Here is a 24,341-nt window from a genome sequence, read left to right as displayed (position 1 = left end):
GATGACCGAGCTCAAGCCCGAACAATTCGAGATGCGGCGGCTGGAGTCGCTCAGCAACACCATTTTCGGCGTCGCCATGACGCTGCTGGCCTACGACCTGCCGAAGGCGGCAGTGTTCAGTGGCGCACCCGACTGGAACGATCTCGCGCGGGTGTATTCCGGCAAGCTTGCCGGCTTCGCGCTCAGCTTCATCATCGCCGGGGTGTTCTGGATCAGCCATCACCGCCGGCTGGCACGTCAGCCCGTCGGCAGCCGCGGCATGGTGGTCCTCAACCTTTTCTTCCTGCTCTCGATCGTGCTGCTGCCGGTCACCAATGGGCTCTACACCAACTACGCCATGAGCAGCGCGGTGGCGGTGCTCTACGGCCTGCACCTGACCACGATCGGCGGCCTCAATGCCTTGCTGTGGTGGACCATCCTGCGCGGCTGGGGCCGCGAGATCATGGCTTCGCTGTTTCCGGTCGCCGTGTTCATCCCGGGCACCATCGTTGCGGCGTTTGCGCCGCATATCGCGCCCTACATCTGGTGTTTTGCCTTTGGCGGCCTACTGATCCAGCGCTTCTATGTCGCGCCGAACCCATCGGCCGGCACGTAAAGCTTGACCGGGCGGATCTCGTACACCGCCGTCGGATTGACCGCGCGCAGCTTCCGCGCCGCTTCGATCGCCTCCTCCTCGGTGGCGCATTGCATCAAGTGGAAGCCGAGAAGCTGCTCCTTGGTCTCGGCAAACGGCCCGTCCAGCACCATTCCCGCGCCGGGGCCGCGCAAGGTCCGGGCCTTGCGGGTCTCATCCAGCCGGGCCGCCGGACCAAACTGCCCGCTGGCCCGCAGCGGCGCCTGAACCTCGATGACCTTGGCGACGACCGCGGCGTCCTGCTCCGCCGTCCAGGACAGGACCTCGTCTTCCACGTGATAGGCCAGGATGGCGTACAGCATCGTCACCTCGTTCTTTTCTGCTTTTGTTTCTGCGCAAGTCCTGAGGACGTGGCACGGCGGCCCGTGCCGACACTTCCGAAGCAAAATATTGCGTGGCCCGCAAGCGGCGAAACCGTCCTGAAACCCGATTGCGTCCTCGCCCATGTGAACGCCGCCGGAACTGGTCGCGACTGATGGACCATAAACAACAAGTTCTTTGCTGGAGGCGGCAATGTCGGGTCATACCATCAAGATCATCTGCGACGCGCGGCGGGCAGGGCAGTCGGAGCCGGCCGATCTGCACGACCAGGCCGGCCATCACCGCTATTACGGCAGCTCGGCTGAGAACGGCGGTGAGCGGATCGTCGAGAGCCGGCGCGGCAAACTGCGGCGCGCGTTCAACTTCTTCGGCTTCTGAAGCCTTGCGGCGAGGCGGGCGTTCGAAATGGACGTTCCGCAGATATCGATCGCGGCGATGCCGTTCCTGCTCGCGCTGATGATCCGGACCTCCAAGGCCATCGTCCCGTGCCTTCTGACCAGAGGTTATGTTTGAGCATGATCTTTTCGGAAAACCGCTACACACTTTCCGGATCATGCTCTGGTCACGGTGCTGCTCGGCGAGGAGCCGCACCGCGCGGTCGTGGCCTGGTGCGTCGGCATGCTGATCGCCGCCGTCGCGCTGCGCGAGCGGCTTCGCGCTGGCTGACGCAGCATTCGTCATTGCCCGCTCAAGACCTGCTTGACCAGCGCCTCGCGCAGCGAGGCCAGCTCGCCGCTCGCCTGCATCTGGGCGATGACCTTGCCGACCTCAGGCACCAGATCGCGATGACGTTCATGCAGGTAGTGGTTGCAGGCGATGCGCGCCAGCCGGATCGTGTCCTGCGCCAACGCAGGGTCAGTGGCGAGCAGCGACAGGCAGGCGACGGCTAGCCGCCAAAGTTGGCGCCTGCACACCCGGTCGCAACGATCATTGCGCGCTCGTCCCGCGAGCCATACCGGACTTTCACCGATGACATTTTAGCACGAGCAGTGATAATTTGCCCAGCAGTGCCGCTGCGGGGGCGGAAGACGTGACTTGCCGACTTCGAGCTCGCGGGCCGACGGGACGTCGCTTGCATCGGGTGACGAGACGGGCGCGTCTCAGCCCATGGATTGCTCGAGACTGCAACCGCTCGACCGCAGCAGCGAGCCGCCATTTCGGGAACATGGTGCATGGCCAACGCAGCTGACGAGGACGCCAAGCGCAGCCACGCCATCGCGCCGACGGCGGCGAAGCCTGGTCTGACCGACATCGAGACGCTTGCGGCCATCGCCGAGTACGTCAGCAAATACAGCCTGACCCGGCCCCCACCGCCGTTACGCCTGGAGCGCCGGCCGCCCTCCGATGCCGACGAGCTGGACAAGGTGATCGAGGCTTTCAACGCGATGTGCGCGAACCTCCAGCAGGCCTATGGCGAGCTGCGCGAGGCCAATGCCAATCTCGAGCGCGATTTAACCATCCGCCGGCGCGCCGAAGCGGAGGCGCGGGCGAGCGAAGAGCGTTTCCGCGACTATGCCGAGACCGCGTCCGACTGGTTCTGGGAAACCGGGCCGGACCACTGCTTCACCTACCTCTCTGACCGGGTGATTGCCTTCGGCATGGATCCCAAAGTGCGGATCGGCACGCGTCGCATCGATACTGCGCTCGATCGGGATACCGAGTCTGAAAAATGGCGCGCGCATCTGGCGACGCTGGACCGTCACGAGCCGTTCCGCAAATTCGAGTATCGCGGACGCGACACGCGCGGGCGGATGCATCATTTCAGCGTCAACGGCAAGCCGGTTTTCGACGACGATGGACGCTTCCTCGGCTACCGCGGCTCCGCGACCGACCTCACCGCGCAGCACGAGATCGAGGAGCGGCTGCGTCAGTCCCAGAAGATGGACGCGATCGGCCAGCTCACCGGCGGCGTGGCGCACGATTTCAACAACGTGCTCACGGTTATCACCGGCACGATCGAGATCATCCAGGAGGGGCTTGCGGACAAGCCCGAGCTGGCCGCGATCGCGCAATTGATCGATGATGCGGCCGCGCGCGGAGCGGAGATCACCTCGCAACTCCTGACCTTCGCGCGCCGCCAGCCGCTGGAGCCGCGCGAGATCGACGTCAACGCGCTCGTGGTCGAGACCGCGAAGCTGCTGAGGCCGATGCTCGGCGAGCAAATCGAGATCGAGACGCGGCTCGCCGACGAGGCCTGGTCCGCGATGGTGGATCCGTCGCAGCTGTCCTCCGCGATCGTCAACCTCGCCGTCAATGCGCGCGACGCGATGCCGGGCGGCGGCAAGCTCACCCTCGAAACCGCGAACCGCGAGCTCGACGGCACGGGGACCGCTGGTGAGGGCGTGCGCGGCGCCTTCGTGATGGTTGCAGTCGGCGACACCGGTCACGGCATTCCGGCCGATATCCGCGAGCGTGTTTTCGAGCCGTTCTTCACCACCAAGGGGGTCGGCCGCGGCACCGGTCTGGGGCTGAGCATGGTCTACGGCTTTGCCCGCCAGAGCGGCGGCACTGTTGCGATCGAAAGCGAGGAGGGGCGCGGCACCGTGATGCGGCTGTTCCTGCCGCGGGCAAAGGGCGAGGCGGTGGCCAGGACGGCGCCGGTTCAAGCGCCCGCCACGGCGCGCGGGCGGGAGACGATACTCGTGGTGGAGGACGATCCGCTGGTCCAGGGCTATGTCATCGCGCAACTCGGCGGCCTCGGCTACCGCACGCTCGCTGCGAGCGACGGCGCGTCCGCGCTGGCGCTGGTCGACCAAGGTGCCCGATTCGATCTGCTGTTCACGGACATCATCATGCCCGGCGGCATGAACGGGCATGAATTGGCCGAAGCCGTCAGGCTCCGCCGGCCGGGCGTGAGGGTGCTCTACACCTCCGGCTATACCGACAACACCATCGTCCACGACGGACATCTCGATCCCGGCGTGGCGCTGCTGTTCAAGCCATACCGCAAGGCGGAGCTGTCGCAGAAGATTCGCGAGGTGCTTGCCGGCGAGCCGCCCGCCTGAGCCGCGGCGACAGACGAAAAAGGCGCGGCGGGGAAGCCCCGTCGCGCCCGATTTCTTGCTCGCTGGTCCAGGGCTGAGAGCGCCCCGATGCCAAGCCCTACTCGAAGCTTAGCGGGCGATCCCAGCGAGGTGACAGCGCTTGAGATAAGACACTGGATCACCTCCTTTCGTTGGTTTCGGAAGTCTTCAATATAGGCGGCGATCCCGCCGCTGTTAAGGGGCGGCGGGTCCGCAGGAACCCGGGTGGTTCGCAAGGCCGCCGAAGACGCCGGAAAGCGACCTCCTGGGCAGTTGAGACCGCAGCCCGGCCGTGTTAGGGAGCCCCCAACGCGGGTGTAGCTCAATGGTAGAGCAGCAGCCTTCCAAGCTGAATACGAGGGTTCGATTCCCTTCACCCGCTCCATCAAAAATTCCGCATCCAAAACAAGTGCTTGCTAGCTTACCGCGGCGATATTTTCGGCATCTTTCTAGGTTTCCATACAACCTCCGTACAACGGAACTCGAATCCGCGTCTGCGTTGGCGGCGCTTCGTGTAGGACTTAGCTTGTTTACCGGCAATCGAATCCTTGAAAGTGAATGGCCGGCTTTTCGCTGCGGACGTTTCCCAAAATGGCTATCGCACCGCTGGAGTCAAATAGCGATCAACGCCGCAGTGTTCGCTGAGCGGTCTCACGGCATGCGAGCGAACAGTCGATAGAAGCGCAAGGGGGAATCATTGTTTTTACAATCCCGCCCGCAGACCGGGCCCCCGGTACCGGTGCGATTGCCGGCTTCTCTCTCGATTCCTTTCGCGTCGAGGATTCGGTGGGACCCGTCCTCGCCAGATCGAGCCCGGACGAACCTGTCAGGTCGGAGACTTCAGGATTTGCGGAATCGCTAAGTTTGTCCTGATGCGGATAAGAGCAGCTGACTTTTAATCAGCGGGTCCCAGGTTCGAGCCCTGGTGCGCCCACCAATATTTCAGTAAAATCAATGGAATGGCAGATCCTCGCGAAGGCACGGATTGCTCGAGGGAGCTTGGGTCACACTTGGGTCACAAACCTCGCAGGCGAGCCGACGATCGTACGTGTCAAACACTACGTTGCTTACTCTTCTGCTTTGTGCACTCGGCTTTGCGTAGGCGATGGAGCACGATGGTCCGTGGCTCCGTTGTTCATCACTGGGTGTAGCGGAGCGGACGTCCTCGGTACCTTGAGCCGACGCACCAGCGCTCTTCTTTGATCGAGCAGCTTCCATAGCAAAGCCGGCGACCACAAATGGCCAGCCTCCGTGGGGCGTAAAGCAGAGTTGACAAATTCGGCCTTGGCGAATTCCGCTCCGAGCACGGAATCATAATCTTGGGTTCGAGTCCCTCCCGCGCTACCAGAAAACCTCACAATAGATTGGGCAGATCACGTCCGCGCGAATCCCGGTCCGTAGCGCATCGGTAGCGCCGCGTCGCATGCGAACGGCAATCTAGTCCTGAGCGCTCGTAGCTGAATCCTTCATAGGTAATCTCTCAAGGGCCGTCGTCGTTGCTGCTTTTCTCATTCGCTTGAACCGGCAGGCCCCTCGATCCTCCGCGCCAGCACGCATCAAAGGAACTAGCCACGCATTCTGACAAAAGCCCGAGGCCGCAATTTAATACTTGATGGATCAAGGCCGTATCGCGTGCTCGGCGCTGCCCGAGGACCGGTTTTGAAGCCGGCGAGAATATCGGCCGCGAACTCAGGGCTTCGATTCCCCTAGGGAGCGCCATTCCCAAATTTAGCATTGAGCTAAAAGGGGTTTTTCCCTGTTTTTGTCCCACCTCGGTTGAAGTGGGACAGTGTTTGATCACGAGCCGTTCTTACGGCAGCAGGCACGTTAAAGCCCTCGCCCTATTATCTGTGCCATTCCTTCACTTCCATCCTTTATGAGTTGAAGCAGGCTCTTTCCGGTTGCCAACTCTAATTCCATCATCGGCGCTATCAGGCCGCCGCTGGCGCGCTTTTCATCTTGCCAGCTTCGACTGACGACGCCCTTTGTAACGATGCCAGACCCAACGAGAATTGGGGCACCGCTCATTTTTCCGGGAATTTTGGCGTCGAACTCGAAACACGGCCCCGGGGTCGTAGCTTCTTTTTTTGTGACGTTATCTGGATAGATATTCGTGACGGAGCCGACTGATACGACCAAAGACGGCTGATAAGTCGCGAGTCCGCCAAACTGAATGTTCTCCATCTCGGCGTAGCCAATGGCGACTGCGCGGTCGCCGATTCTTAGATCGTGTTGAGCGATATTGAGCGGCTGGTATGAACCGCCGATCCGGTTTTCAATCACCTTGCAAACAGCGATGTCCAGATCGAGTTTGTACTCTGGCTTCATATGAAACAGAGGACCAACAACTTCTTGCCCCCAATGCATAGCCCACCCAATGGGCGCGATGAATGAATCTGCGGTGCGGATTTCATCTGGCCCATTGAACACTTGAGGAGGAGCAGTCCTCATCGCCGGGTTAGCGGGCAGCAAAACCCCCATGTGCAGAGACTTGTCAAACCTGAAAGTTCTGTCGCCGATTTCGGTGAAGCTTGCGTACTCGTCGTCTATCGGGTCTCTAATAACGTGGGCTGCTGTCATCAAAAGGCCCGATGCACTTATGAAGAAGCCCGTGCCGATGCAACGCATCCCTGTATCACCATCATTCCAAGCAACGATGGGTACGATGCTCTGCCTGACTAGGAATTCAGTCATTCCAAACGTCGTGAAAAAATCACGTATCACAGGCCCAGGTCGTTGAGTGAGCAGAACCATTTCGTCTTTGATTTTGAAGTAATCTGCTTCAAAGCCTTCCCGGGGGGTTAGGTCAATTCCTTTGATGTCATGTACGACCCATACGCCCGCCGAGTTCTTCTTCCAAAGCGATTTCAATATCCCGATCTGATCGCTTTGATCTCCGTTCATAACTAAGGCCTCGGTAGTCGTTTACGCAGGCGTGTAGTTCGCTTGAACGAGCCTGCATATTACTTCAACTTCGCCATTGCCACATCGGTCAATTTTTCCGATCCGCTGCCTTAGTGTAGCGCTCGACGTCTTCCAACGCCATCATCTCATGCGGCGTTGCTTGTGACTCAGCGAGCGCCGTCAACGTCGCCTTTCGGATACCGTGCGCCGAACAGTGCGGAGGATCAGCTTGACGACACCAATCCTAGAACTGTTACGGTGACAGTGTCACGGTAGTTACCGCGGCTTATTTCTGCGACCGCCGCGACGCGAGAGCCTCCGATATTCGGTTTCACGCACAAGCCCGAAGTGGCGATCGAGGTGACCAATGCTGGAGGGATGGGCGCGCTCGCGGCAAGTTACTATCAGCCGGATGAGCTCGAGCGAATTCTGACCGACATGGACGCGAAGACCAGCGGACGTCCATACTGTATCGACGTGCTGTTCGCCAACAAGGTTGGCCAGGTCGTTCCGATGTCGCAGCGCCTTTCGGCCCTGCCGAAAGAGCATCTCGATTTCGTCGAAAGGATTCTGGATGAAGCGGTATCCCGCCGTTACCGCCCGACGTGGAAGCCGAGATGCTTCGTGAAAAGCCGCCCGGTCACGGCCATACCGAAGAAGGCGTTCTGGAAGTCCTTGATGTCGTCGTGAGGCATCCGCAGGCCAAGTTTGTCCTCAGTGCCATGGGTGCTCCGCCGCCCTATGTGGTCGACCGACTTCATAGCAAGGGCGTTGTCGTCGGAGCGATGGCAGGCAGTTCGGAGCACGCCCAAAAGCAGATCCAATCGGGGGTGGATATTATCGTGGCCCAGGGGAGCGAGGCGGGCGGTCATACAGGGACCATCTCGTCCATGGTGTTGTGGCCTGAAGTCGTCGACGCCGTTTCACCGGTTCCGGTGCTCGCTGCAGGAGGCGTCGGCAGCGGTCGCCATGTCGCCGCAGCTTTCGCTTTGGGAGCGGAGGGCGTGTGGTGCGGGACTATCTGGCTTGGATCATCCGAAAGCGAACTGTCGCCGGCGCTCCGCAAGAGGTTCATCGCGGCACGCTCGCAGGATGCGATCCAGCGCAAATATGATACTGGCAAACCTCTCCGCGGTCTGCGAAGCAAATGGACGGATGCATGGGACGCACCCGATGCTCCGCGACCTCTTCCACTTGCGGCCCAGAAGCTCCTCGTGGCGGCTGCTCTCAAGCGGTTCGAACTGGCCGATGCAGCCGACTATATGGGCTATATGTCGGGGCAGATCGTTGGGCGCATCAAGGAGGAGCTACCCATACGGGAGATCATGGCCCGTTTGAAAGTGGATTGCCATCAGACCCTGGAACGGCTGAGAACATCCGGCTGGCAGTAATGTCGTGCTCAATCATCGGCTTGATATGCCGTATCTTAATGAGTGTTAGCACAATGCGAGACCGCCCCAATGGTGGCAGATGCACTGCTAAGCGCCCAGCGCCGATCATAATCCAATATGTTGGACGCTGAATTCAATTCCTGCTCCTTCTAGTTTCGACTCTCTGCGGCTAACTCTTCAGCAACAAACGCAGGCGGGCCTAGTCGAGAGGCGCGCATCAACGATGACCTCCGTAGCGGATCCGAGCATTGATCGCGTGCGGTTCGCTAAGAGAGCATAGGGTAAATAGATGACCGAAACGACGAAAATACCCGAATCAGACAATGTTTCACGGCGTTCTTTTCTGGCTGCTTCCACCGGCATCGCGGGAAGCTTCATTGCCGGTAAAGCGGCGGCCGAAAGCCTTGCCGATGTTCCCCAGCGCGAAGTTGGCGCCGACCTCGCGGGTCTCAGCGAGCGATCGAAGTTCGTAAAGCTCGCGCGCATTCCGGAGGCCACCCCCGGTAGGCGGAATATCGACCCTAGTGATGCAATCAATTCGAAGACGCCGCTCGACAAGCTTGTTGGTACGATTACTCCCAGCGATCTGCATTACGAGCGGAGCCACTCCGGCGTGCCCGATCTGGACCCTGCTAAGCATCGGTTGCTCCTCCATGGCATGGTCGAGAAGCCATTGGTGTTCAGTGTCGACGACCTCAAGGAAATGCCTTCGATCTCTCGTAAGGTGTTTATCGAATGCACGGGCAATGGCTGGGAAAATTGGAAGAGGGCCGACCCGAGTCTTACGGTGCAAAATACGCACGGTCTTATCAGTACGAACGAATGGACCGGCGTTCCGCTGAGGTTCATTGCAGATCTTGTCGCTAAAAGTCAAAATGCGACTTGGATGCTGGCTGAAGGCGGGGACGCCGCGGCCGTCGCACGGAGTATTCCGCTTACTGACGAAATTCTAGACGAAGCGTTCGTAGCTTATGGGCAAAACGGCGAGCCGTTGCGGCCGGCGCATGGTTTTCCGATGCGCTTGATCATGCCGGGCTTCGAGGGCAATCTCAACATCAAGTGGTTGCGGCGCCTGAAATTCGGGGATCGTCCGTGGATGACCCGCTGGGAAACTGCCCGCTATACTCAACTGCAGGCTGACGGCAAGGCAATCCAATTCCAGCTCCGTATGGACACCAATTCGGTGATCACCTCGCCATCAGGAACCATGACGATTAAGCCTGGCCGCCAGAAAATCACAGGACTGGCTTGGAGCGGGCACGGTAAGATTGCAAAGGTCGAAATCTCGACCGATGGCGCCAAGACATGGAAGGCTGCGGAGCTGACCTTGCCGGTTCTGCCAAAATCGCAGTGCCGGTTCGAGATGGCATGGGTTTGGGATGGTAAGCCGACCAAAATTGTCAGCCGTTCGACCGATGACAAGGGCAACATCCAACCCGACAGAACTTCATTCATCAGAGTTCACGGCACAAATGCGCTTTTTCATTACAACGCGCAGCAGACCTGGGCGATCGACGAGACCGGAAAGGTGAGCAATGTCCTCGATTAGCAAAGTACTCTTGAGCGGGTCCATTACGCTCGCGCTTATCTCGCGGGTCTTCGCCTATGATTTCGGTCGTCACGCAAACCCTGACGAAATCGCGTTATGGGATATCGACGTCCGACCTGACGGCACGGGATTGCCGGAAGGAAAAGGTACGGTCGCGCATGGCAAAGATGTATTCGCCGAAAACTGTGCCGCTTGTCATGGCGATAAGGGCGTGGGCGGCATCAAGGACCGGCTCGCTGGTGGCCAGGGAACACTAAAATCGGACGCCCCTATCAAGACGGTCGGCAGCTACTGGCCTTACGCGACAACGCTTTTCGACTACATTCATCGGGCGATGCCTTATCAGGCGCCGGGTTCACTCAGCGTCGACGACACCTACGCGGTCGCCGCCTACATACTGAGCTTGAACGGCATTGTTCCGGAGAACGGCGAACTTGATCGCAATAGCTTGCCCAAGATCAGGATGCCGAACCGAGACGGGTTTGTGCCCGATCCGGCATTCAATCCTGATACTCTTTTCAGGAAAAGGTCACGATGAGAGTCCCGTTGAGGCTCGTCCTCGCCCTTATCGCAACGTTGGTAACAGGAGACGCGGCCATGTCACGCGAAGGATTGATTACGATTCGCAGCAGCTTCGATCCGGGAGCGACCATGAAGCGGCTTGAAGACGAGGTTCGCGCGAAAGGCTTGACGATCTTCGCGCATGTTGACCATGCCGCGGGAGCCTCGGAAGTCGGTATGCAGCTACGCCCGACTGATTTGCTGATATTTGGGGCCGCTAAGGGGGGCACGCCGCTGATGCAGGCCGATCAGACCATCGGTATCGATCTTCCGCTGAAGGCTCTGGTTTGGCAAGACGAGACTGGAGCGACGTTCTTGTCCTACAACGATCCTGGCTATATCGCGCGTCGTCATGGCCTGGACGAGAAGGTCAAGGCTGTAGTTGATGCCCTTTCGGGAGTGCTACGCACGATCGCCGCCAAAGCGACGAGCGCGCAATAGGCTCGTCCGCGGCGGATTGATCCAACTCAATGATTTTGGGGGGCTCTTGGGCCTGGAAAGATTCGCGACCCTCTGAGGAGCTCCACTTCAGCGACTATCGGAATCAGTCGATAAAAGGGACGCACATTCCGGAAGTTCGGTGACGCGCCAGACGATCTTTGCGCGCGCCCGTGGTTCGCGTATCACAAGTCTAATTTCGGGACAGAAGAGCATCGCTAATCTTTTCGGCCGCCATGATTACTGGGATGTTGGTATTTGCCGTCGGCAACCGCTGCATAATCGAGGCATCCGCCACGAAGATATTGTCACTACCAATCACACTGCCCTCGGGATCGACCACCGCCATGGGGTCGGCGATATCGCCCATGCGGCACGTACCGACGGGGTGCCAGACGCCGAACACGCTTTCCCGCGCAAAGGCTTCAAGGGCACGGTCGTCCGCGAGCGTCGCCGGGAAGGGAGTGCCGTTGAGCAGCACCAGCCGGATGAGGAGTTGCCGCAGGACGGTGGGCACGTCGAGCATCGGACCGAGGATCGAAGCAACGATGCGGTTGGCCGCGCTGTACAGGCTCAGACGCTTGATCCGAGGGGAATAGGAGGCTGGGAAGAAGTCACCCCCCTCTGGATTGAGCGAGGGATGGACGAGAAGCTTCGCAATCAGCCGAACAGACGCGATCATGCGCTCGAGATCGCGCGTGTCGGACAGCAGGTTGAGATCGGCTACCGGATAGGTTTTGGGATCAGGCGACGCCAAAGTGAGCGAGCCGCTCGAATACGGCCGGTTGCACCAGAGGAAATAGACCCCAAGCCGCGTGCCCAGCGAGTGCCAACCGCCGCGTGCCGAGGCTGTGATGTACATGTCGGAAGCATCGCAGCCTGGATGCTCCGAGGAAATCGCATCGCCGCACAGTTTGGGCGCCGTTGGGCCAGCGGTAGCCGCAACTGACTGGGTAAATATTGGCAGAACGTCAGTGCGGGATGGTCGCGCAGATTGCTGCCGACCCCGGGCAGATTGATAGCCACAGGAATGCCCAGAGCTTGCAGCGCCGCACCGGGGCCGATGCCCGCTCGCATCAGGATCGCCGGCGATTGCAGCGCGCCTGCCGTGAGTATTACGCGGCCGGCACTGACGGCGAGCCTGTCGCCACTCCGTGCGACCATCACACCCGTTGCGCGGCGACCTTCAAGCTGAAGTTGCTCGACCTCGCTGTGGGCCCAGATAGTCAGGTTCGGCCGCGCTCGCGTCGCCGGATCAAGGTAACCGGCGGCCGTTGAGACACGCCGCTCATCGCGGTTCGAAAACGCCGGCGGAAAAATGCCGTCCTCGAACTCGCCGTTCTGGTCCTCTCGGAACGGCAGGCCGGTTGCGGACAACGCCTCGCCGACAGCGCGGCCGAACGGCGGCATCGCTTCGCGCGCAATGCGGCGGATCGGGATTGGGCCGTGCTTACCGTGTAACGGTCCGTCGAAATCGAGATCGGTCTCAAGTTTGAGGAAATACGGCAGCACGTCCGTCCAGCCCCAGCCCCGCGCGCCGAGATCGCGCCATTCGTCATAGTCGCGCGGCAGGCCGCGATTGGCCGACTGGACATTGATGCTAGAACCGCCGCCCATCACCCGCGCCTGCTCGTAGGCGCGGACAACGGGCTTGCCCTCGGCATTGCGGCCGGTTGCCGCCGATAGACCCGGCCAGATGTACTTGTCGCCGAGGAATAGCGTCATTGGATAGCTGTCGAGGATTTCCGGCGGCATTGCCGCAGGCAGCGTATCCATCCCGGCTTCGATCAGAAGCACGCGGCGCGTTCTCTCCACGGACAACCGGTTGGCGAGCACACAGCCCGCCGACCCGCCGCCGACGATCACGTCGTCGAAATGCATTTCATTCATTCCAGTCTCGTCGTGCAATTCGATGATCAGCGCGGCCGTTGCAACCACTCTGGTAGAACCTAGCGGAAGCGCCTTTGGTCTCGGGGATCACGATTCTCCTTGATCACCCGCCTGGCATCAATGCAAAGCACTCGGACGGTGGCGAGCGACAAGGGAGCGGGCAGAGGGCCTGCAACTCGGCGAGGTAGTCCACCTCGCCCCTTTCATACCACTCGTCAACGAGATCATTGGCCGTGCGGCGGATGGTCTGACGCATGTTGCTGATTGCCCGGCTGGCAAATAGTCGTGAAATTGGCGCTCGGCGACGCTGATGCACTTCGCCTTCGGCTGTTATCATGCTGTATGTGAAGAGATCGAATATTGCTCCTCTCCTGACTTCTAACGCCTCGGGATAGCTGGTTCCGCTGGACCACGACGCCCGGGTCTTTGGCCAGCCGGTCGACATCGGCGGCGCGCAAACGAAAAATCCGCAAGTCTAGTGCGACACGACAGCGTGATCCTTGCGATATACCGAAAGACGTTATGTGGATCGGGGTCCAGTTCCTTGAGCGTGAGGATTGGAAGCGATGGACCTTCGGTCCAGGCAAAGTTTTGCACCATCATTACAGAGCTCCGATCGTCCAAATTTTAGCTTTCGCTGCTTATAGACTTGCACGGATCTTAAGGTTTGACGTGCATTACTCGGCTGCGACGGTAGTATCCGCCATTTCCGGCCAGAAGGACACGACAGGAAGCGTAAAGTCAGCACAGCTTCTTGAATGTCGTTTGATGGCCCTTCGGCGACCTCGGGAGACGTCCGCTTTCCCGCCGCTGTTAGGGGCTGAGCGGACACAGGGGCCAGCTGCTTACAGTACACAGCCCAAAATATCGTCGCCGTAGCTAAATAATATCGTTCAATGAATTAGACGATATGTCCCATTTCTGCGGGCTTCCCGGTCGATCGGCGCGCGAATAATTTCGTGGCCGATCAGCAGCAAGAGTCAGCAGAGTGAAACGTCCCAAAGGAAAGCGCGCCTTCGTTACTGGCTGCAGCCGTGGGATCGGCGGAGCCGCCGCGCGTCGCTTCGCGGCGGCTAATGCGGACGTCGCTTTCGGCTATGAACGCTCCGCCGACGCTGAAAACGCTAACCCCACCGAGATCGAACCTGCTGGGGGACGCGCGGTCGCGATTCAGATGAACGCGGTCGATCCCGCCTCGATCGAGCGGGCGGTTGATCGCGCCGCCGCAGAACTCGGCGACCCGGACATCCTCGTCGGCATGGCCGGGACCATCAGGTACGGCCCGGTCGAGGAAATCACGCTCGGGCAGATCGACGCGATGCTCACGGCCAACTTCTGTGGCGTGATCCTGCCCACGCAGGCAGCCATGGCCCACATATCGGACGGCGGTCGGCTCTTTTGCTGGCGGCCGGGCGACCGTCGCGCTGGGTACTGGGGCGCTCGGCCTCATGCCCATCGCCTTCGTACTGGCTGGCTCTCTCGTCGTCGCTCTCAGTCACAGCGTGGCGGACACCTTCAATTTGCGAGCGGCGCGGCGCCTTCCGCGCGACCTGAATGATGTGCACGATAGGAGACTACTGTGACGACCCCAACCAGAAGTGCAATAGTAACCGGATCCTCGCGCGGTATTGGTGCCGCGATTGCCAAACGGCTGGCCCGAGACGGGCTGGCGGTCCTCGTTAACTATCCGGGCAACGCTGCCGAGGCTGATAAGATCGTCGCCGAGATCACTGCAGCCGGCGGCACCGCGATCGCCGCGCGCGCCGACATCAGCAAGTCGGACGAGTTCGTCGCGCTGTTCAATGCGGCGGAGGCGTCGTTCGGCGGCGTCGACGTGCTCGTCAACAACGCTGGCATCATGAAGCTCTCGCCGATCGCGGAGACCGATGATGCGCTGTTCGATCGGCAGATCGCGATCAACCTCAAGGGCGTCTTCAATGGCATGAAGCTCGCCGCACGGCGGCTACGCGACGGCGGCGCGATCGTCAACTTCTCGTCGAGCGTCGTCGGGCTGTTGATGCCGACCTATGGCGTCTATGCCGCGACCAAGGCAGCAACCGAGGCGATGACACATATCCTCGCCAAGGAACTTGGGCCTCGCCGCATCCGGGTCAACGCCGTCGCGCCCGGGCCTGTCGAGACCAGCCTGTTCACCGAGGGCAAGCCGCAGGGCGTGATCGAACGCACGAAGAGCATGAACCCGCTTGGGCGGCTCGGCCAGCCCGAGGACATTGCACGCGTCGTTTCGTTCCTCGTGGGCCCGGACGGCGAGTGGGTCAACGGCCAGGTCGTGCGCGCCAACGGCGGCGTCATCTAGCCCGTTTCCAAAGGAGAAAGCACCATGGCCATCGCACTCATCACGGGCGCGTCGAGCGGCTTCGGGCAGATGATCGCTCGCGAGCTCGCGGCCGCCGGCCACACCGCTTACGCGTCGATGCGCGACACGGCGGGCAAGAACGCCGGGGCGGTTCGCACGAGTGACGCCTATGCGCGCGAACACGGCATCGACCTGCGCGCGATCGAACTCGACGTGCAGGACGACGCCTCGATCAAGGCAGCGATCGAGACGATCATCACCCGGCACGGCCGCTTGGACATCCTCATCCATAACGCCGGGCACATGGTCTATGGGCCGACCGAGGCCTTTACGACCGAGCAGCTCGGCCAGCTTTACGACACCAACGTGCTCGGCACGCAGCGGGTAAACCGCGCGGCGCTGCCGCATATGCGTAAGGCGCGCTCGGGCCTGCTGGTCTGGATCTCGAGCTCCAGCGTGGCGGGCGGGGTGCCGCCGCTACCCGGGCCGTATTTTGCGGCCAAAGCGGGCATGGACGCGCTGGCGGTCTGCTATGCGAAGGAGCTGGCGCCGTTCGGGATCGAGACCGCCATCGTCGTTCCTGGTGCATTTACCACCGGCACCAATCATTTCGCCCATGCGAGCCGTCCATCGGACGTGGCGGCGGCAGCCGACTATGATGCGGTTTATCCCGCTGGATTCGTCGACCAGATGCAGCGCGATCTCGCCGGCACAGTGCCGGCCGATGCCGATCCCAATGCCGTCGCACGTGCGGTGGTAGACATCGTCGCCGCGCCCTATGGCAAGCGACCGTTTCGCACGGTTATCGATCCGGCGAACGACGGCGCGGCGGTGAGCTTCGCGGTGATCGATCGGGTGCGCTCGGAGTTTCTGCGCCGCATCGGCCACGCCGACCTTCTTCACCCGAGCGGATCGCAAGGCTGATCGGGGCTGCGCGGCTTTCGCCCGTCGCGGGCCCCGCCACATCTCCATTTTTAATAGGCAATGGCCGTGGACACCCAACACCCCGCTATCCTCGTGGTCGGCGGCTCTCTCGCGGGCCTGACCTTCGCGCTCGCGAGCGCCAGCCGCGGTGTTCCCGTCCGTGTAGTGGAGCGAGCGGAGCGCCGGACGCTGGGCGGAGACAATCTCAACGTCGATCTGGCTGCGATCGCGCGTACCGTGATTTGCGATCCGCGCACCGGCGCGAAGCTGCCGGTCGTGCGCGCCTTTCGCGACCGTCACCTCACCACCTGGCCCGCGCTATACGGCTGGCTGCGCGATCGCGCGGGCACGATGCCGGGCATCACGCTCGACGAAAACCGCGCTGTCGCATCGGTGCGAGCGGAGGGCGACCGCGCGATCGTGGCGTTTGAGGATGGGATGGAGGCTTCCGCCAACGCGGTGATCGGCGCAGATGGCTATCACAGCATCGTACGCCGCGCAGTCGCGCCTGAGCAGCCGCTGGCGAGCTACGCCGGGTATCTTGTATGGCGCGGGCTCGTCGATGAAAGCGCGCTATCCGTGCCGGTCGCGTGGCCGACGGATGGCGGTCTGTGGATCACCCTCCAACAGGGCTATCGCCTCGTGGCCGCCGTGCTGCCGGGTCGCGACGGTTCGCGCGAAATCGGTCAGCGGCAGGTGACGTTCGCGTGGTTCGATGGCCGCCGGGACGATCTGCTGCGCCGCACCGGCTGCCTGGATGCGGGCGGTCACGTCATCGGGACACTCACCGCCGCCGCTATCAGTGCGGAGGTGCGCGAAGAACTTTCCGCGCTCGTGCCCCGACTTTGGCCCGAACCCTGGGCGGAGGCGGTGGCGTTAGGCGTGCGCACACCCGGCGCGATGCGCGGTGCGCCGATTGCGGAATACCGACCCGTGCGGCTCGTCGCAGGACCGCTCGCGATCATTGGCGATGCCGCGCACGGGGTATCGCCAATGACCGGCAGCGGCTATGCGACTGCGGTGGACGACGCCTTTGTACTCGCGACAACTCTGGCCCAGCGCGACACGGCCGAGCCGCTCAAACGCTATGAGCGTGCGCGGCTGCCCTATACGCGGGGACTTGTGGATCACTCGCGACGTCTGTCCGCCGAGTTCAACCACTATGTCGCGGGCTGGTTCGGTCGCTAAGCCGCCTCGAGCCGCAACGAGCCGGGCCGCACCGATCGCCGCAACGATCTTGAAACTAGCGCGCCGGATGTGACGATGAATGTCCGCTCGACAGGATCGCTGGCATAGTGCCGGACGAGACTGAATTATTCCCGCTGCAGTGTCATTGGGATCGGCATCGGGGAAGGCGCACCACCCTCATAGTGTTCGTCAACAGAGCTGTTATCCTAGGATCGAGATTCCAAAGAACGCCGTTTAAGGCCAGCTCGGGAGTGGTCAATGAGGACACACGATGTTCAGCCGGTGAGCTCGATGGTCGCCCTGGGCCCGGATCGATCAACGCCCCGAGCGGCATAGTCCCGGTCCAGCCGTGGTGATGATCTCACCCCCAGGTCCCCCGACCCTGAGACGGCGAAGCCAGCTCTGCAGAGGTGCTCAAAGATCTCGGGGGATCAGGTGAACCTTGGGAAGCCGGGTCGGCGGAGCGCGAGGTAGCGGCGTCAGATGAAGGGCCGGCGTGGGTATCGCCTTCGACATTATGGCCGATCCGATGCCGTCGCGCCTGCGAGACATCGGCGGGAGACTCCGCCGATAGGCCAATCAAATTCCCCCTTGGTGCGCTCGCGGACAACGCCCTTCACGACAGGAAAGTCGCGCCCGACGATTTGCTCGAGACGGATCCACGCCGGGACTTCCTTGATCAGGCGACGATCTGTCCCATCAACGACGATCTCTTTGCCTTCGACCTGCCGCCACGTCAGATATTACAAGTACACCCCAACGAAATCGGCGATCTTGCCTCGGAAAATAACGTCGACTGCGAAGCCGTGATCCTTGGCGCAGACCTCTACGCCTTGAGGATCGAGGACCAGCCACAGCACCCCTGTACTTTGTTCGGTTGGCCGGCACGCTGGCGAATTCGAAGCGAGCGACGACTCTCCTGTCGATGGCGTCCCGGATCGCTCGCTTTCGGAAAACACCATATAAAGAAGAAAGGATCAAGGTCCGTCGGCTTGATCGCATCCCGCGCGTGCACCAGACCCCAATGTCCCATCTTGCTGACAATCGGCCGGAGTGCCTCGCCAGCGGGGGGGTAAGCCAATATTCGTGTCCGGTCCCGCTGGACCGCGCACGCCTTTCGATGATTCCCTGATCCTCCAATTCGCGAAGCCGCGTCACAAGAACCGCTCTTGAAATATGCGGGGACGCGCTAGAACGGCGAGTATGAGCGCGCCCAAACAAGCCCCGTGCGACCAAATCGGGCGGGGTTACCTCAAAACCTTACAGGCCACTTTGCAGCCGCCGGACCCATCCGCGAAACCTGCGCTCTTGTTCGAGGTCCGCACATCGCGACAGAGCAGACCAAATTTGTTCTGTTTGAATGTCTAGACTCCAAGCAGCCAATTTGTGGCGACGCGATTGATCGAGACCGTCTCTAGCCAAGCCGGCTACAGGCGTAATCAAGTTTCCGTTTTCAGAAGCCGTTCCGTAGCCGCGGTAGGCGAAAACTCGCCATCCGATCGCATCGTCCCCCAGATGAAGGCGGCTCTGCGCAATCGAAAAGGTAAACACCGCGGAACACACCGATGAACATAACCGAGCGCCCTGACGTTGACTTTGATGCGCCCCTTAGTGCAATCGACGTTAGCAATCCGGCGATATACGAAAAAGACATCTGGCAGCCACTATTCGCCCGTCTCCGGCTCGAAGCGCCGGTGCATTACTGCGCCGAAAGCTGCTATGGTCCATACTGGTCGGTGTCGCGATACAACGACATCATGGCCGTCGAGCTCGACCATGCGACCTATTCCTCACAACTTGGCGGCGGACTATCGATAAGGGACGTACCGGCCGATATGGACCGCCGCGGGTTTATCCGCATGGACCCGCCGCGCCATACGGAGCAACGCAAGGTGGTTGCTCCGGTCGCGGCGCCCCGGAATCTTGCAGGCTACGAGATTTCAATAAGGGAGCGCACCCGCGCCGTGCTCGACGCACTGCCCCGCAACGAAAGCTTCGACTGGGTCGACAAGGTCTCAACGGAGCTTACCACAATGATGCTGGCGACGCTGTTCGATTTTCCGTGGCAGGAGAGGCGCAAGCTTACCTATTGGTCGGATGTTGCCGTCTGCGACGTTAACGCGCCCGATGCACTGGTGCATTCTGAGGAGGAACGCTCTGCGGAGCTCATGCGGATGGGCGACACCTTCAAGGACCTGTGGCAAGAGCGCGCGAAAGCACCGCCGCGGCTCGACTTGATCTCAATGATGGCGCATAACGCGGAAACGCGTGACCTGCCCACGACGGAGTTTCTCGGTAACCTGGCCTTGCTCATCGTCGGTGGTAACGACACAACGCGCAACTCCATGTCCGGCGGCCTGCTGGCTCTGTCGGATAATCCAGATCAGCTTGCAAAGCTAAAGGCCGATCATGGGCTCGTCCCTAGTCTGGTCGCCGAAACGATCCGCTATCAAACGCCCATCATACACATGCGGCGGACAGCGACACGCGATTGCGAGCTCGCCGGCAAGCACATTCGTCAAGGCGACAAGATCATCATTTGGTATGTTTCCGGCAATCGCGATGAGCGCGTGATCGACCGACCGCAGCATTTCATCATCGATCGCGCCAAGCCGCGCCAGCACCTCTCCTACGGAGCAGGTATTCATCGCTGTGTTGGTGACCGGCTGGCGGATCTGCAGCTCCGGATACTTTGGGAAGAAATACTGGCCCGCGATCTCCACATCGAGGTGGTAGGGCCGCCGCGACGGCAGCACTCCAACTTCATCCGCGGCATCCGGGAACTGCCCGTCCGGATCAATGCATGAACAGACTGCTCGCCGATTTGAGACAGTTTGGCCGCGGCGACCATGTCCGCTCCCAGAAGAGGATCGGTCGGGTCGACTCAAAGAGGCCGGGTCATGCAGCGCCGACCGATCAGCCGTCCATCGCGCGATCGACTTCTACGAAAGTAGCGAATTTTCTCCGCCCAGCAATCGAGATGTAACGCGGGAGGCCTATGAGGAGATGTCGCAGTCAAGGACAATAGAAACTCTATGGCAGAAGTCATTAATGCGAACGCATTGGCTACATCGACACCGCGAAATGATCGCACAGTTCGGTTAAGAGCGAACTTCGTGTTTAGATCAGTACAGTACAATCTCGCACGTCCCATCTGAAGTCACCCGCGCCGCAACCTAAGCAGAGGAGATCTAATTGTCGCTCGAACAGCGCGTACAGGAGCTTAGTCGATCGACTAGAATGCTGGCTCTCGTCGGAGCCTCATTGAAACTTCGCTCGATATCTACCGCTGATCCTGCTGTTCGCGAGCAGATCGACCTCGGCGCACGGATTGTTCTACACGAGGCCCCCGCGATCATCGATGATCAGCAGGTACCGCAGCTTCTCACAATGATTGAAATGGCTTTCGCCGAGGCCAGCGAGCTCCTCCGTCACTCCGAACGAGGATCCGGCTGGCAAGTCGCGGACGTCGCGTTGCTTGAAGCGCAAGGCCGTGCCTCCCAGAACGTATTTACGAGGATCCTTTCGCTTGCGGCGACGCGCCCGATGCTGCGGGAGGCATTAAATAAAATATTCCTCGATGTTGGTACAGGGGTAGCCGGTATTGCGCTTGAAGCGGCAAGGACTTGCCCAAATCTGGAGATCGATGGCATCGATATCTGGGAACCGGCTCTGGCTCTGGCGAGAAAGAACGTCTCAGAAAGCCCTTATGCCGATCGTGTCCATATCAATAAGATCGACATTTCAGCCTTAGCGGTGGAGGATCGGTACTCGTTGGTGTGGCTACCGACGATGTTCTTGAAGCGATCAGTCCTGGAGCAGGCGCTCGACCGTATTGTCAGCGCATCGCGTGCCAATGCATATCTAATCGCAGCCCTCTACACCCAGGCAAGGGACCCGCTTGCTGCTGTTCTCTCGTCGCTTCGAACGATTCGGAGCGGGGGGGAGGTGACTGACCCTTCTGAACTCCGGGAGATGTTGAAGTCTCGCGGCTACACCGATTTGGAGGTTAGTGTCACCCCTATCGCGACGTTCGTGTTGGGGCGGCGACCCACGGATGCGACGTAATCGTTCGGCGTTGCTAAGGTTATGCTAGAAGGCCGGCGACAGGCTGTGGTACATGCCGCGTACTCGCCCGACCTTAACCCGATCGAGCAGGTCTTCGCCCAGATCAAGCTGCGCACACGCATCGCACAGAAACGCGCGATCGACGACGCCTGCGACCACATCGCCGACCTCGTCAGAAGCGTCCTGCCCGCCGAAATGCAGCAACTCCTTCGTCAATGCTGGGCACGCCCCGGTTCAAAGATTAAATGCTCTTGAGGGTGGATGACTTGTCTATCGAGGCACGATGGCAAAGGCACGAGCTGGAAAACCCAAACCGTTCCTGACTTTAGGCCAACTGATCACAATCAGGCCACCCTTGGTAGGGACCTGATCGAGATTTGCCATGACTTCGATCTGGTAGTGTCCGCTCTTGAGGATGTATGTTTCCGAGTCCATCTTCTCGGTTGTGTCGGCATCCATGGATTCGTGCCCGGTCGCGGCAATGTGACGCTGCTCATAGAGATATCTGAGAGTATCCAGCTGCCAAGCGGGAAATGGACTACGTTTGAAGCGTTCCGGGTTGCTATCCCAATCCTTGTACATGTCAGTACGAAGCGCGACGAAGGCTCCTTTGGGGACGGGACCGTTCTTTCGCTCCCAGGCCCGCAGGTCTTCTAGTGAATAGGCGTGATTCGGATCTTTGGCGAGATACGGTGTGTCGTCGAGCACGATGAGTGGCAGGATCATCTGGTGAAGCGGAATCTGATCCAAGGTTGCCCCGCGCTCGTCGAAATGCGCGGGAGGATCGATGTGGGTGCCGTATTGGCCGACCATCTCATAATAGGTAGTTCGAAAGCCGTCATGTTCGATGCTGTACGGTTGACTGGTTGCGGGATCGAGAGCCGGTGCCATCTTGGCTTGGCTGAAGCCGGACCAGACCGGCGTGTTTGGTCCGAAGCTGTGGGTCAGGTCAACGAAGCGAGCCGCAGCGATCGTCTTGTACGCAGTATCGAGCGAGGCGGACGACGCGACATTACACGCGGAGCTAACAATGGAGACGGCGGCGAAAAGGATGATGATGTGATGTTTAAGGCAGCATAGTCGCCGCCAGGATGAGAGTCCAAGCAAGGACGCACGATCAATAGTAGCGTCTCGTGAACGACCCTCTTCTACGTGTTCACGAATGTGGCCACCCCGCATTTGAACTCCCGCCGTAAATCCACACTGGCCCGCGCCGATGGTGGCAGACGCAAGGCGCTGGCTATCTTTTCGAGGGCTGCTGGCAGACCCTCTATAGTTGATCCAAAAGCTCGGCTGATGGGGCCGGTCGTCGCTCGAAGTGAGGTTCATCGCTATTCTCCCGCTCTGCCACTACTAGGGATCACCTCGTTACCAGCAAATGTCACAGCTCACCCGATTAGCTACTGCTGTAACAGTCAGTTCTAAATGCACCGGCTTGCAAGTGGACGCGTCCGGCAGTCACAGCGGCCGCTCATCCGAAATTGAACGACAAGACTATCATTGCAGCGGAGAGACGAATGATTGGCTGCGCGGCATTGCTGGCGAAGTTCGGTGTATCGGCCCCTCGCGTAATAGCTCCCTTTGGATAGCAATCGGCCAGCGTCATGCCGTTGGCCTCGACGCGGCCACGAAGAGCGGTGCCTGTTACGAGGGTGATCTCGTGGCCTTCGGCAGCTAGGATCTGAGTGATCGCCAGCAGCGGATTGAGATGGCCCGTCGCAGGCGTTGAAGCGATAAGAATCTTCATGGGAACTGACCTCTTGATGATCGGCGCACGGTCACTACGAAGCGGTCGATTAATTGCGCAAAGCCGAATTGACGGGATCGCCGTTACACCGGCGCTTCTGCCAGAGGCCGGATGGTTACGCCGGAAACGCATCGTGGCGCGATCAGGGCCGGCATTGAGCGGACGTCGATCGCGTTACCGCAAGACTCCGATCGAAGCGCGCGCAGCGGCCCGTGAAAACGAGCGGTAGTGCCACGCCGCTGATCCGGCAGTACGCGTTTGGCATGTCTCAGATCACAATGCTTCACGTCTGCGACATCTGGCGGACTTGGTCGCAGAATTACCAGGTTACGGAATCATGGGGACCGGCAGACGGTGTCGACGCATCGCGACGTTCTAGCGACTATCGGTTGTCTTGAGCTATCGTTGGTATATGCGACTTCAGTGGCGCCAACTCTTCGGCCTCGGTAACACCGATGTGCTACATTTGTAGTCTGTTTTTTCAAGCGCGACTGCGTTCGGTCGTTATCTATCCCTGTTGTAGGGCCGGATCGAACTCGAAACGATGCAGGACGCGCTGACGGAGCGGCAGAGGATGGCGATCAAGAAATATGCCCGGACCGACGATACTGCCGCGCTCTACGCATTCTTTGCGAGCGATGAGGTGCGATCTGTGAAACGGCTCCGGCTTCACGGCCAACGGGCCCCGGAGTGCAGTTACAGAGCTTTCGATTCGCAGGCAACGTGATTGGCCGCCCGCCGGTGTTACTACTGGAATGACATTCACTCAGAAACAAGCGATCGCGCTAGGCCGTAGGATTGATAAATGATATCACGCTTCTCCGATCACGCAGCAAACGAACGAACCTTTCTCGCATGGATCCGCACGGGTCTTGCAACGGTCGCTTTCGGCTTCGTTATCGAACGATTTAACGTGCTTATACTAACAATGGAGAGAGCCGACACATCTCAGCTGACTAGAAGCCGCGTACTTGGCGACGCCGGCCGAGTGATCGGGAACTACGATGGAAAGGTGCTGATCTTTGCAGGGACCCTTCTGATCGCGCTGTCCGCCATTCGATTCGTGCGGACGGGACGGCTGATTGATGCGGAAGAGATCTATACCTTGCAGAGCATCCGAACGGAGCTTGCGACATCGCTTGTTCTGATAGTAGCTGCGCTTTGTGCCTTCGTCGTTCTGCTGTAGAGCGAGGTAAAAGTTGTCGAGCCGCTCGGCTTGATGCCGTTTTACCTTGACTTCGCACTGCTTTGAGCTGGGTCTCCCTAGGTTGGGCCTCCTATGGAAATGTCGCGCCTGGGCCCAATTCGGGGATGGACGATCACCCTAGGTGACGATCGCGGCATAAAATCGGCGCCAAGGCGCGCTAGGGTGCTAATCGTCTCCAC

Annotated in this window: 21 protein-coding genes, 1 tRNA gene and 4 pseudogenes; 18 read left to right on the top strand and 8 right to left on the bottom strand. The window is 60.2% G+C overall.

Going from position 1 to position 24,341, the window contains the following annotated elements; translation table 11 throughout:
- Position 1: 1 nt before the first annotated feature.
- A complete protein-coding gene (locus I6F37_RS04385) occupies positions 2-595 on the top strand; it encodes a TMEM175 family protein (protein WP_036010860.1) in 594 nt (197 codons plus the stop codon).
- Here the strand turns inward: I6F37_RS04385 and I6F37_RS04380 are convergent.
- The gene (locus I6F37_RS04380; RefSeq protein ID WP_036010863.1) at positions 562-936 is read right to left on the bottom strand and encodes a YciI family protein; all 375 of its coding nucleotides are present in this window, start codon (positions 934-936) and stop codon (positions 562-564) included. The two genes, I6F37_RS04385 and I6F37_RS04380, sit on opposite strands and share 34 nt — an antisense overlap.
- A gap of 211 nt (positions 937-1,147) precedes the next feature.
- Here I6F37_RS04380 and I6F37_RS04375 point away from each other — a divergent pair, with 211 nt between their 5' ends.
- Together I6F37_RS04375 and I6F37_RS04370 are read left to right on the top strand one after the other, a co-directional pair.
- Positions 1,148-1,333: a hypothetical protein gene (locus I6F37_RS04375; RefSeq protein WP_036010865.1), complete on the top strand. Its 186-nt coding sequence runs from the start codon at positions 1,148-1,150 to the stop codon at positions 1,331-1,333.
- A gap of 27 nt (positions 1,334-1,360) precedes the next feature.
- Positions 1,361-1,621: pseudogene (locus I6F37_RS04370) on the top strand (hypothetical protein).
- Between the two features lie 11 nt (positions 1,622-1,632).
- On the opposite strand, the pseudogene I6F37_RS04365 reads toward I6F37_RS04370, so the two are convergent.
- Positions 1,633-1,761, bottom strand: a pseudogene (locus I6F37_RS04365) (ABC transporter substrate-binding protein); the annotation flags it as partial.
- A 453-nt stretch (positions 1,762-2,214) separates the two neighbouring features.
- Here I6F37_RS04365 and I6F37_RS04360 point away from each other — a divergent pair.
- A pseudogene (locus tag I6F37_RS04360) lies at positions 2,215-3,960 on the top strand (ATP-binding protein); the annotation flags it as partial.
- 329 nt (positions 3,961-4,289) lie between these two features.
- Positions 4,290-4,363: transfer RNA gene (locus I6F37_RS04355), tRNA-Gly, on the top strand.
- 1,442 nt (positions 4,364-5,805) lie between these two features.
- On the opposite strand, the gene I6F37_RS04350 is transcribed toward I6F37_RS04355, so the two are convergent.
- The gene (locus I6F37_RS04350) at positions 5,806-6,882 is read right to left on the bottom strand and encodes a serine protease (protein WP_225150433.1); all 1,077 of its coding nucleotides are present in this window, start codon (positions 6,880-6,882) and stop codon (positions 5,806-5,808) included.
- A 348-nt stretch (positions 6,883-7,230) separates the two neighbouring features.
- Here I6F37_RS04350 and I6F37_RS04345 point away from each other — a divergent pair, with 348 nt between their 5' ends.
- From I6F37_RS04345 to I6F37_RS04325, 5 genes are all read left to right on the top strand, one after another.
- Positions 7,231-7,572, top strand: a complete 342-nt coding sequence (locus tag I6F37_RS04345) for a hypothetical protein (protein ID WP_225150431.1) — start codon at positions 7,231-7,233, stop codon at positions 7,570-7,572.
- Positions 7,500-8,273: a nitronate monooxygenase family protein gene (locus I6F37_RS04340; protein WP_225150429.1), complete on the top strand. Its 774-nt coding sequence runs from the start codon at positions 7,500-7,502 to the stop codon at positions 8,271-8,273. Before I6F37_RS04345 ends, I6F37_RS04340 begins: the two co-directional genes overlap by 73 nt.
- A gap of 289 nt (positions 8,274-8,562) precedes the next feature.
- Positions 8,563-9,822, top strand: coding sequence for a sulfite dehydrogenase (gene soxC, locus I6F37_RS04335; RefSeq protein WP_225150427.1), 1,260 nt, complete (start codon positions 8,563-8,565; stop codon positions 9,820-9,822).
- The gene (locus tag I6F37_RS04330) at positions 9,809-10,360 is read left to right on the top strand and encodes a c-type cytochrome (protein WP_225150425.1); all 552 of its coding nucleotides are present in this window, start codon (positions 9,809-9,811) and stop codon (positions 10,358-10,360) included. The genes soxC and I6F37_RS04330 overlap by 14 nt, the downstream gene beginning before the upstream one ends.
- Before the next feature lie 59 nt (positions 10,361-10,419).
- Positions 10,420-10,824 carry a DUF302 domain-containing protein gene (locus I6F37_RS04325; RefSeq protein ID WP_225150423.1) on the top strand — a complete coding sequence of 135 codons (405 nt, stop codon included), beginning with the start codon at positions 10,420-10,422 and terminating at the stop codon, positions 10,822-10,824.
- Between the two features lie 190 nt (positions 10,825-11,014).
- Here the strand turns inward: I6F37_RS04325 and I6F37_RS04320 are convergent, their stop codons facing one another.
- Positions 11,015-11,578, bottom strand: a complete 564-nt coding sequence (locus I6F37_RS04320; protein ID WP_249795193.1) for a GMC oxidoreductase — start codon at positions 11,576-11,578, stop codon at positions 11,015-11,017.
- Complete coding sequence (locus tag I6F37_RS04315; protein WP_225150421.1) at positions 11,545-12,759, bottom strand: GMC family oxidoreductase N-terminal domain-containing protein; 1,215 nt, start codon at positions 12,757-12,759, stop codon at positions 11,545-11,547. Before I6F37_RS04315 ends, I6F37_RS04320 begins: the two co-directional genes overlap by 34 nt.
- A 940-nt stretch (positions 12,760-13,699) precedes the next feature.
- On the opposite strand from I6F37_RS04315, the gene I6F37_RS04310 reads away from it, so the two are divergent.
- The 4 genes from I6F37_RS04310 (at position 13,700) to I6F37_RS04295 (ending at position 17,140) form a co-directional block, all read left to right on the top strand.
- Positions 13,700-14,269 (top strand): SDR family NAD(P)-dependent oxidoreductase, encoded by a 570-nt coding sequence (locus I6F37_RS04310; RefSeq protein WP_225150419.1) that lies wholly within the window; start codon positions 13,700-13,702, stop codon positions 14,267-14,269.
- 21 nt (positions 14,270-14,290) lie between these two features.
- A complete protein-coding gene (locus tag I6F37_RS04305) occupies positions 14,291-15,028 on the top strand; it encodes an SDR family oxidoreductase (protein WP_225150417.1) in 738 nt (245 codons plus the stop codon).
- 24 nt (positions 15,029-15,052) lie between these two features.
- Positions 15,053-15,952 (top strand): SDR family oxidoreductase, encoded by a 900-nt coding sequence (locus tag I6F37_RS04300; protein WP_225150415.1) that lies wholly within the window; start codon positions 15,053-15,055, stop codon positions 15,950-15,952.
- Between the two features lie 66 nt (positions 15,953-16,018).
- Positions 16,019-17,140 (top strand): FAD-dependent monooxygenase, encoded by a 1,122-nt coding sequence (locus tag I6F37_RS04295; RefSeq protein ID WP_225150413.1) that lies wholly within the window; start codon positions 16,019-16,021, stop codon positions 17,138-17,140.
- Positions 17,141-17,839: 699 nt separating this feature from the next.
- Here the strand turns inward: I6F37_RS04295 and I6F37_RS45870 are convergent.
- A complete protein-coding gene (locus tag I6F37_RS45870; protein ID WP_225150591.1) occupies positions 17,840-18,361 on the bottom strand; it encodes a winged helix-turn-helix transcriptional regulator in 522 nt (173 codons plus the stop codon).
- 344 nt (positions 18,362-18,705) lie between these two features.
- Here I6F37_RS45870 and I6F37_RS04285 point away from each other — a divergent pair, with 344 nt between their 5' ends.
- The 3 genes and pseudogenes from I6F37_RS04285 to I6F37_RS04275 form a co-directional block, all read left to right on the top strand.
- Entirely contained in the window at positions 18,706-19,947 is a 1,242-nt protein-coding gene (locus I6F37_RS04285) for a cytochrome P450 (RefSeq protein WP_225150411.1), read from the top strand.
- A gap of 388 nt (positions 19,948-20,335) precedes the next feature.
- Complete coding sequence (locus I6F37_RS04280) at positions 20,336-21,208, top strand: methyltransferase domain-containing protein (RefSeq protein ID WP_225150409.1); 873 nt, start codon at positions 20,336-20,338, stop codon at positions 21,206-21,208.
- Between the two features lie 60 nt (positions 21,209-21,268).
- A pseudogene (locus tag I6F37_RS04275) lies at positions 21,269-21,463 on the top strand (hypothetical protein); the annotation flags it as partial.
- Positions 21,464-21,478: 15 nt separating this feature from the next.
- On the opposite strand, the gene I6F37_RS04270 reads toward I6F37_RS04275, so the two are convergent.
- Entirely contained in the window at positions 21,479-22,537 is a 1,059-nt protein-coding gene (locus I6F37_RS04270) for a cyclase family protein (RefSeq protein WP_225150407.1), read from the bottom strand.
- Positions 22,538-22,679: 142 nt separating this feature from the next.
- On the bottom strand, positions 22,680-22,955 hold the full coding sequence (locus I6F37_RS04265; protein ID WP_225150405.1) for a hypothetical protein: 276 nt from the start codon (positions 22,953-22,955) through the stop codon (positions 22,680-22,682).
- An 805-nt stretch (positions 22,956-23,760) separates the two neighbouring features.
- On the opposite strand from I6F37_RS04265, the gene I6F37_RS04260 reads away from it, so the two are divergent.
- Entirely contained in the window at positions 23,761-24,141 is a 381-nt protein-coding gene (locus tag I6F37_RS04260) for a YidH family protein (RefSeq protein ID WP_225150403.1), read from the top strand.
- Positions 24,142-24,341: the final 200 nt, after the last annotated feature.

The sequence above is a fragment of the Bradyrhizobium sp. NBAIM08 genome (genome assembly GCF_020193935.1).
GTDB lineage: Bacteria > Pseudomonadota > Alphaproteobacteria > Rhizobiales > Xanthobacteraceae > Bradyrhizobium > Bradyrhizobium yuanmingense.
This window is presented reverse-complemented; position numbering and strand designations above follow the sequence as displayed.

Excerpts from the sequence above, each read along its gene's own strand:
- I6F37_RS04385 (WP_036010860.1), top strand. The coding sequence starts at position 2 with ATGACCGAGCTCAAGCCCGAACAATTCGAGATGCGGCGGCTGGAGTCG.
- I6F37_RS04380 (WP_036010863.1), bottom strand. The coding sequence starts at position 936 with ATGCTGTACGCCATCCTGGCCTATCACGTGGAAGACGAGGTCCTGTCC.
- I6F37_RS04375 (WP_036010865.1), top strand. The coding sequence starts at position 1,148 with ATGTCGGGTCATACCATCAAGATCATCTGCGACGCGCGGCGGGCAGGG.
- I6F37_RS04350 (WP_225150433.1), bottom strand. The coding sequence starts at position 6,882 with ATGAACGGAGATCAAAGCGATCAGATCGGGATATTGAAATCGCTTTGG.
- I6F37_RS04340 (WP_225150429.1), top strand. The coding sequence starts at position 7,500 with ATGCTTCGTGAAAAGCCGCCCGGTCACGGCCATACCGAAGAAGGCGTT.
- soxC (WP_225150427.1), top strand. The coding sequence starts at position 8,563 with ATGACCGAAACGACGAAAATACCCGAATCAGACAATGTTTCACGGCGT.
- I6F37_RS04330 (WP_225150425.1), top strand. The coding sequence starts at position 9,809 with ATGTCCTCGATTAGCAAAGTACTCTTGAGCGGGTCCATTACGCTCGCG.
- I6F37_RS04325 (WP_225150423.1), top strand. The coding sequence starts at position 10,420 with ATGTCACGCGAAGGATTGATTACGATTCGCAGCAGCTTCGATCCGGGA.
- I6F37_RS04300 (WP_225150415.1), top strand. The coding sequence starts at position 15,053 with ATGGCCATCGCACTCATCACGGGCGCGTCGAGCGGCTTCGGGCAGATG.
- I6F37_RS04285 (WP_225150411.1), top strand. The coding sequence starts at position 18,706 with ATGAACATAACCGAGCGCCCTGACGTTGACTTTGATGCGCCCCTTAGT.
- I6F37_RS04270 (WP_225150407.1), bottom strand. The coding sequence starts at position 22,537 with ATGAACCTCACTTCGAGCGACGACCGGCCCCATCAGCCGAGCTTTTGG.
- I6F37_RS04265 (WP_225150405.1), bottom strand. The coding sequence starts at position 22,955 with ATGAAGATTCTTATCGCTTCAACGCCTGCGACGGGCCATCTCAATCCG.
- I6F37_RS04260 (WP_225150403.1), top strand. The coding sequence starts at position 23,761 with ATGATATCACGCTTCTCCGATCACGCAGCAAACGAACGAACCTTTCTC.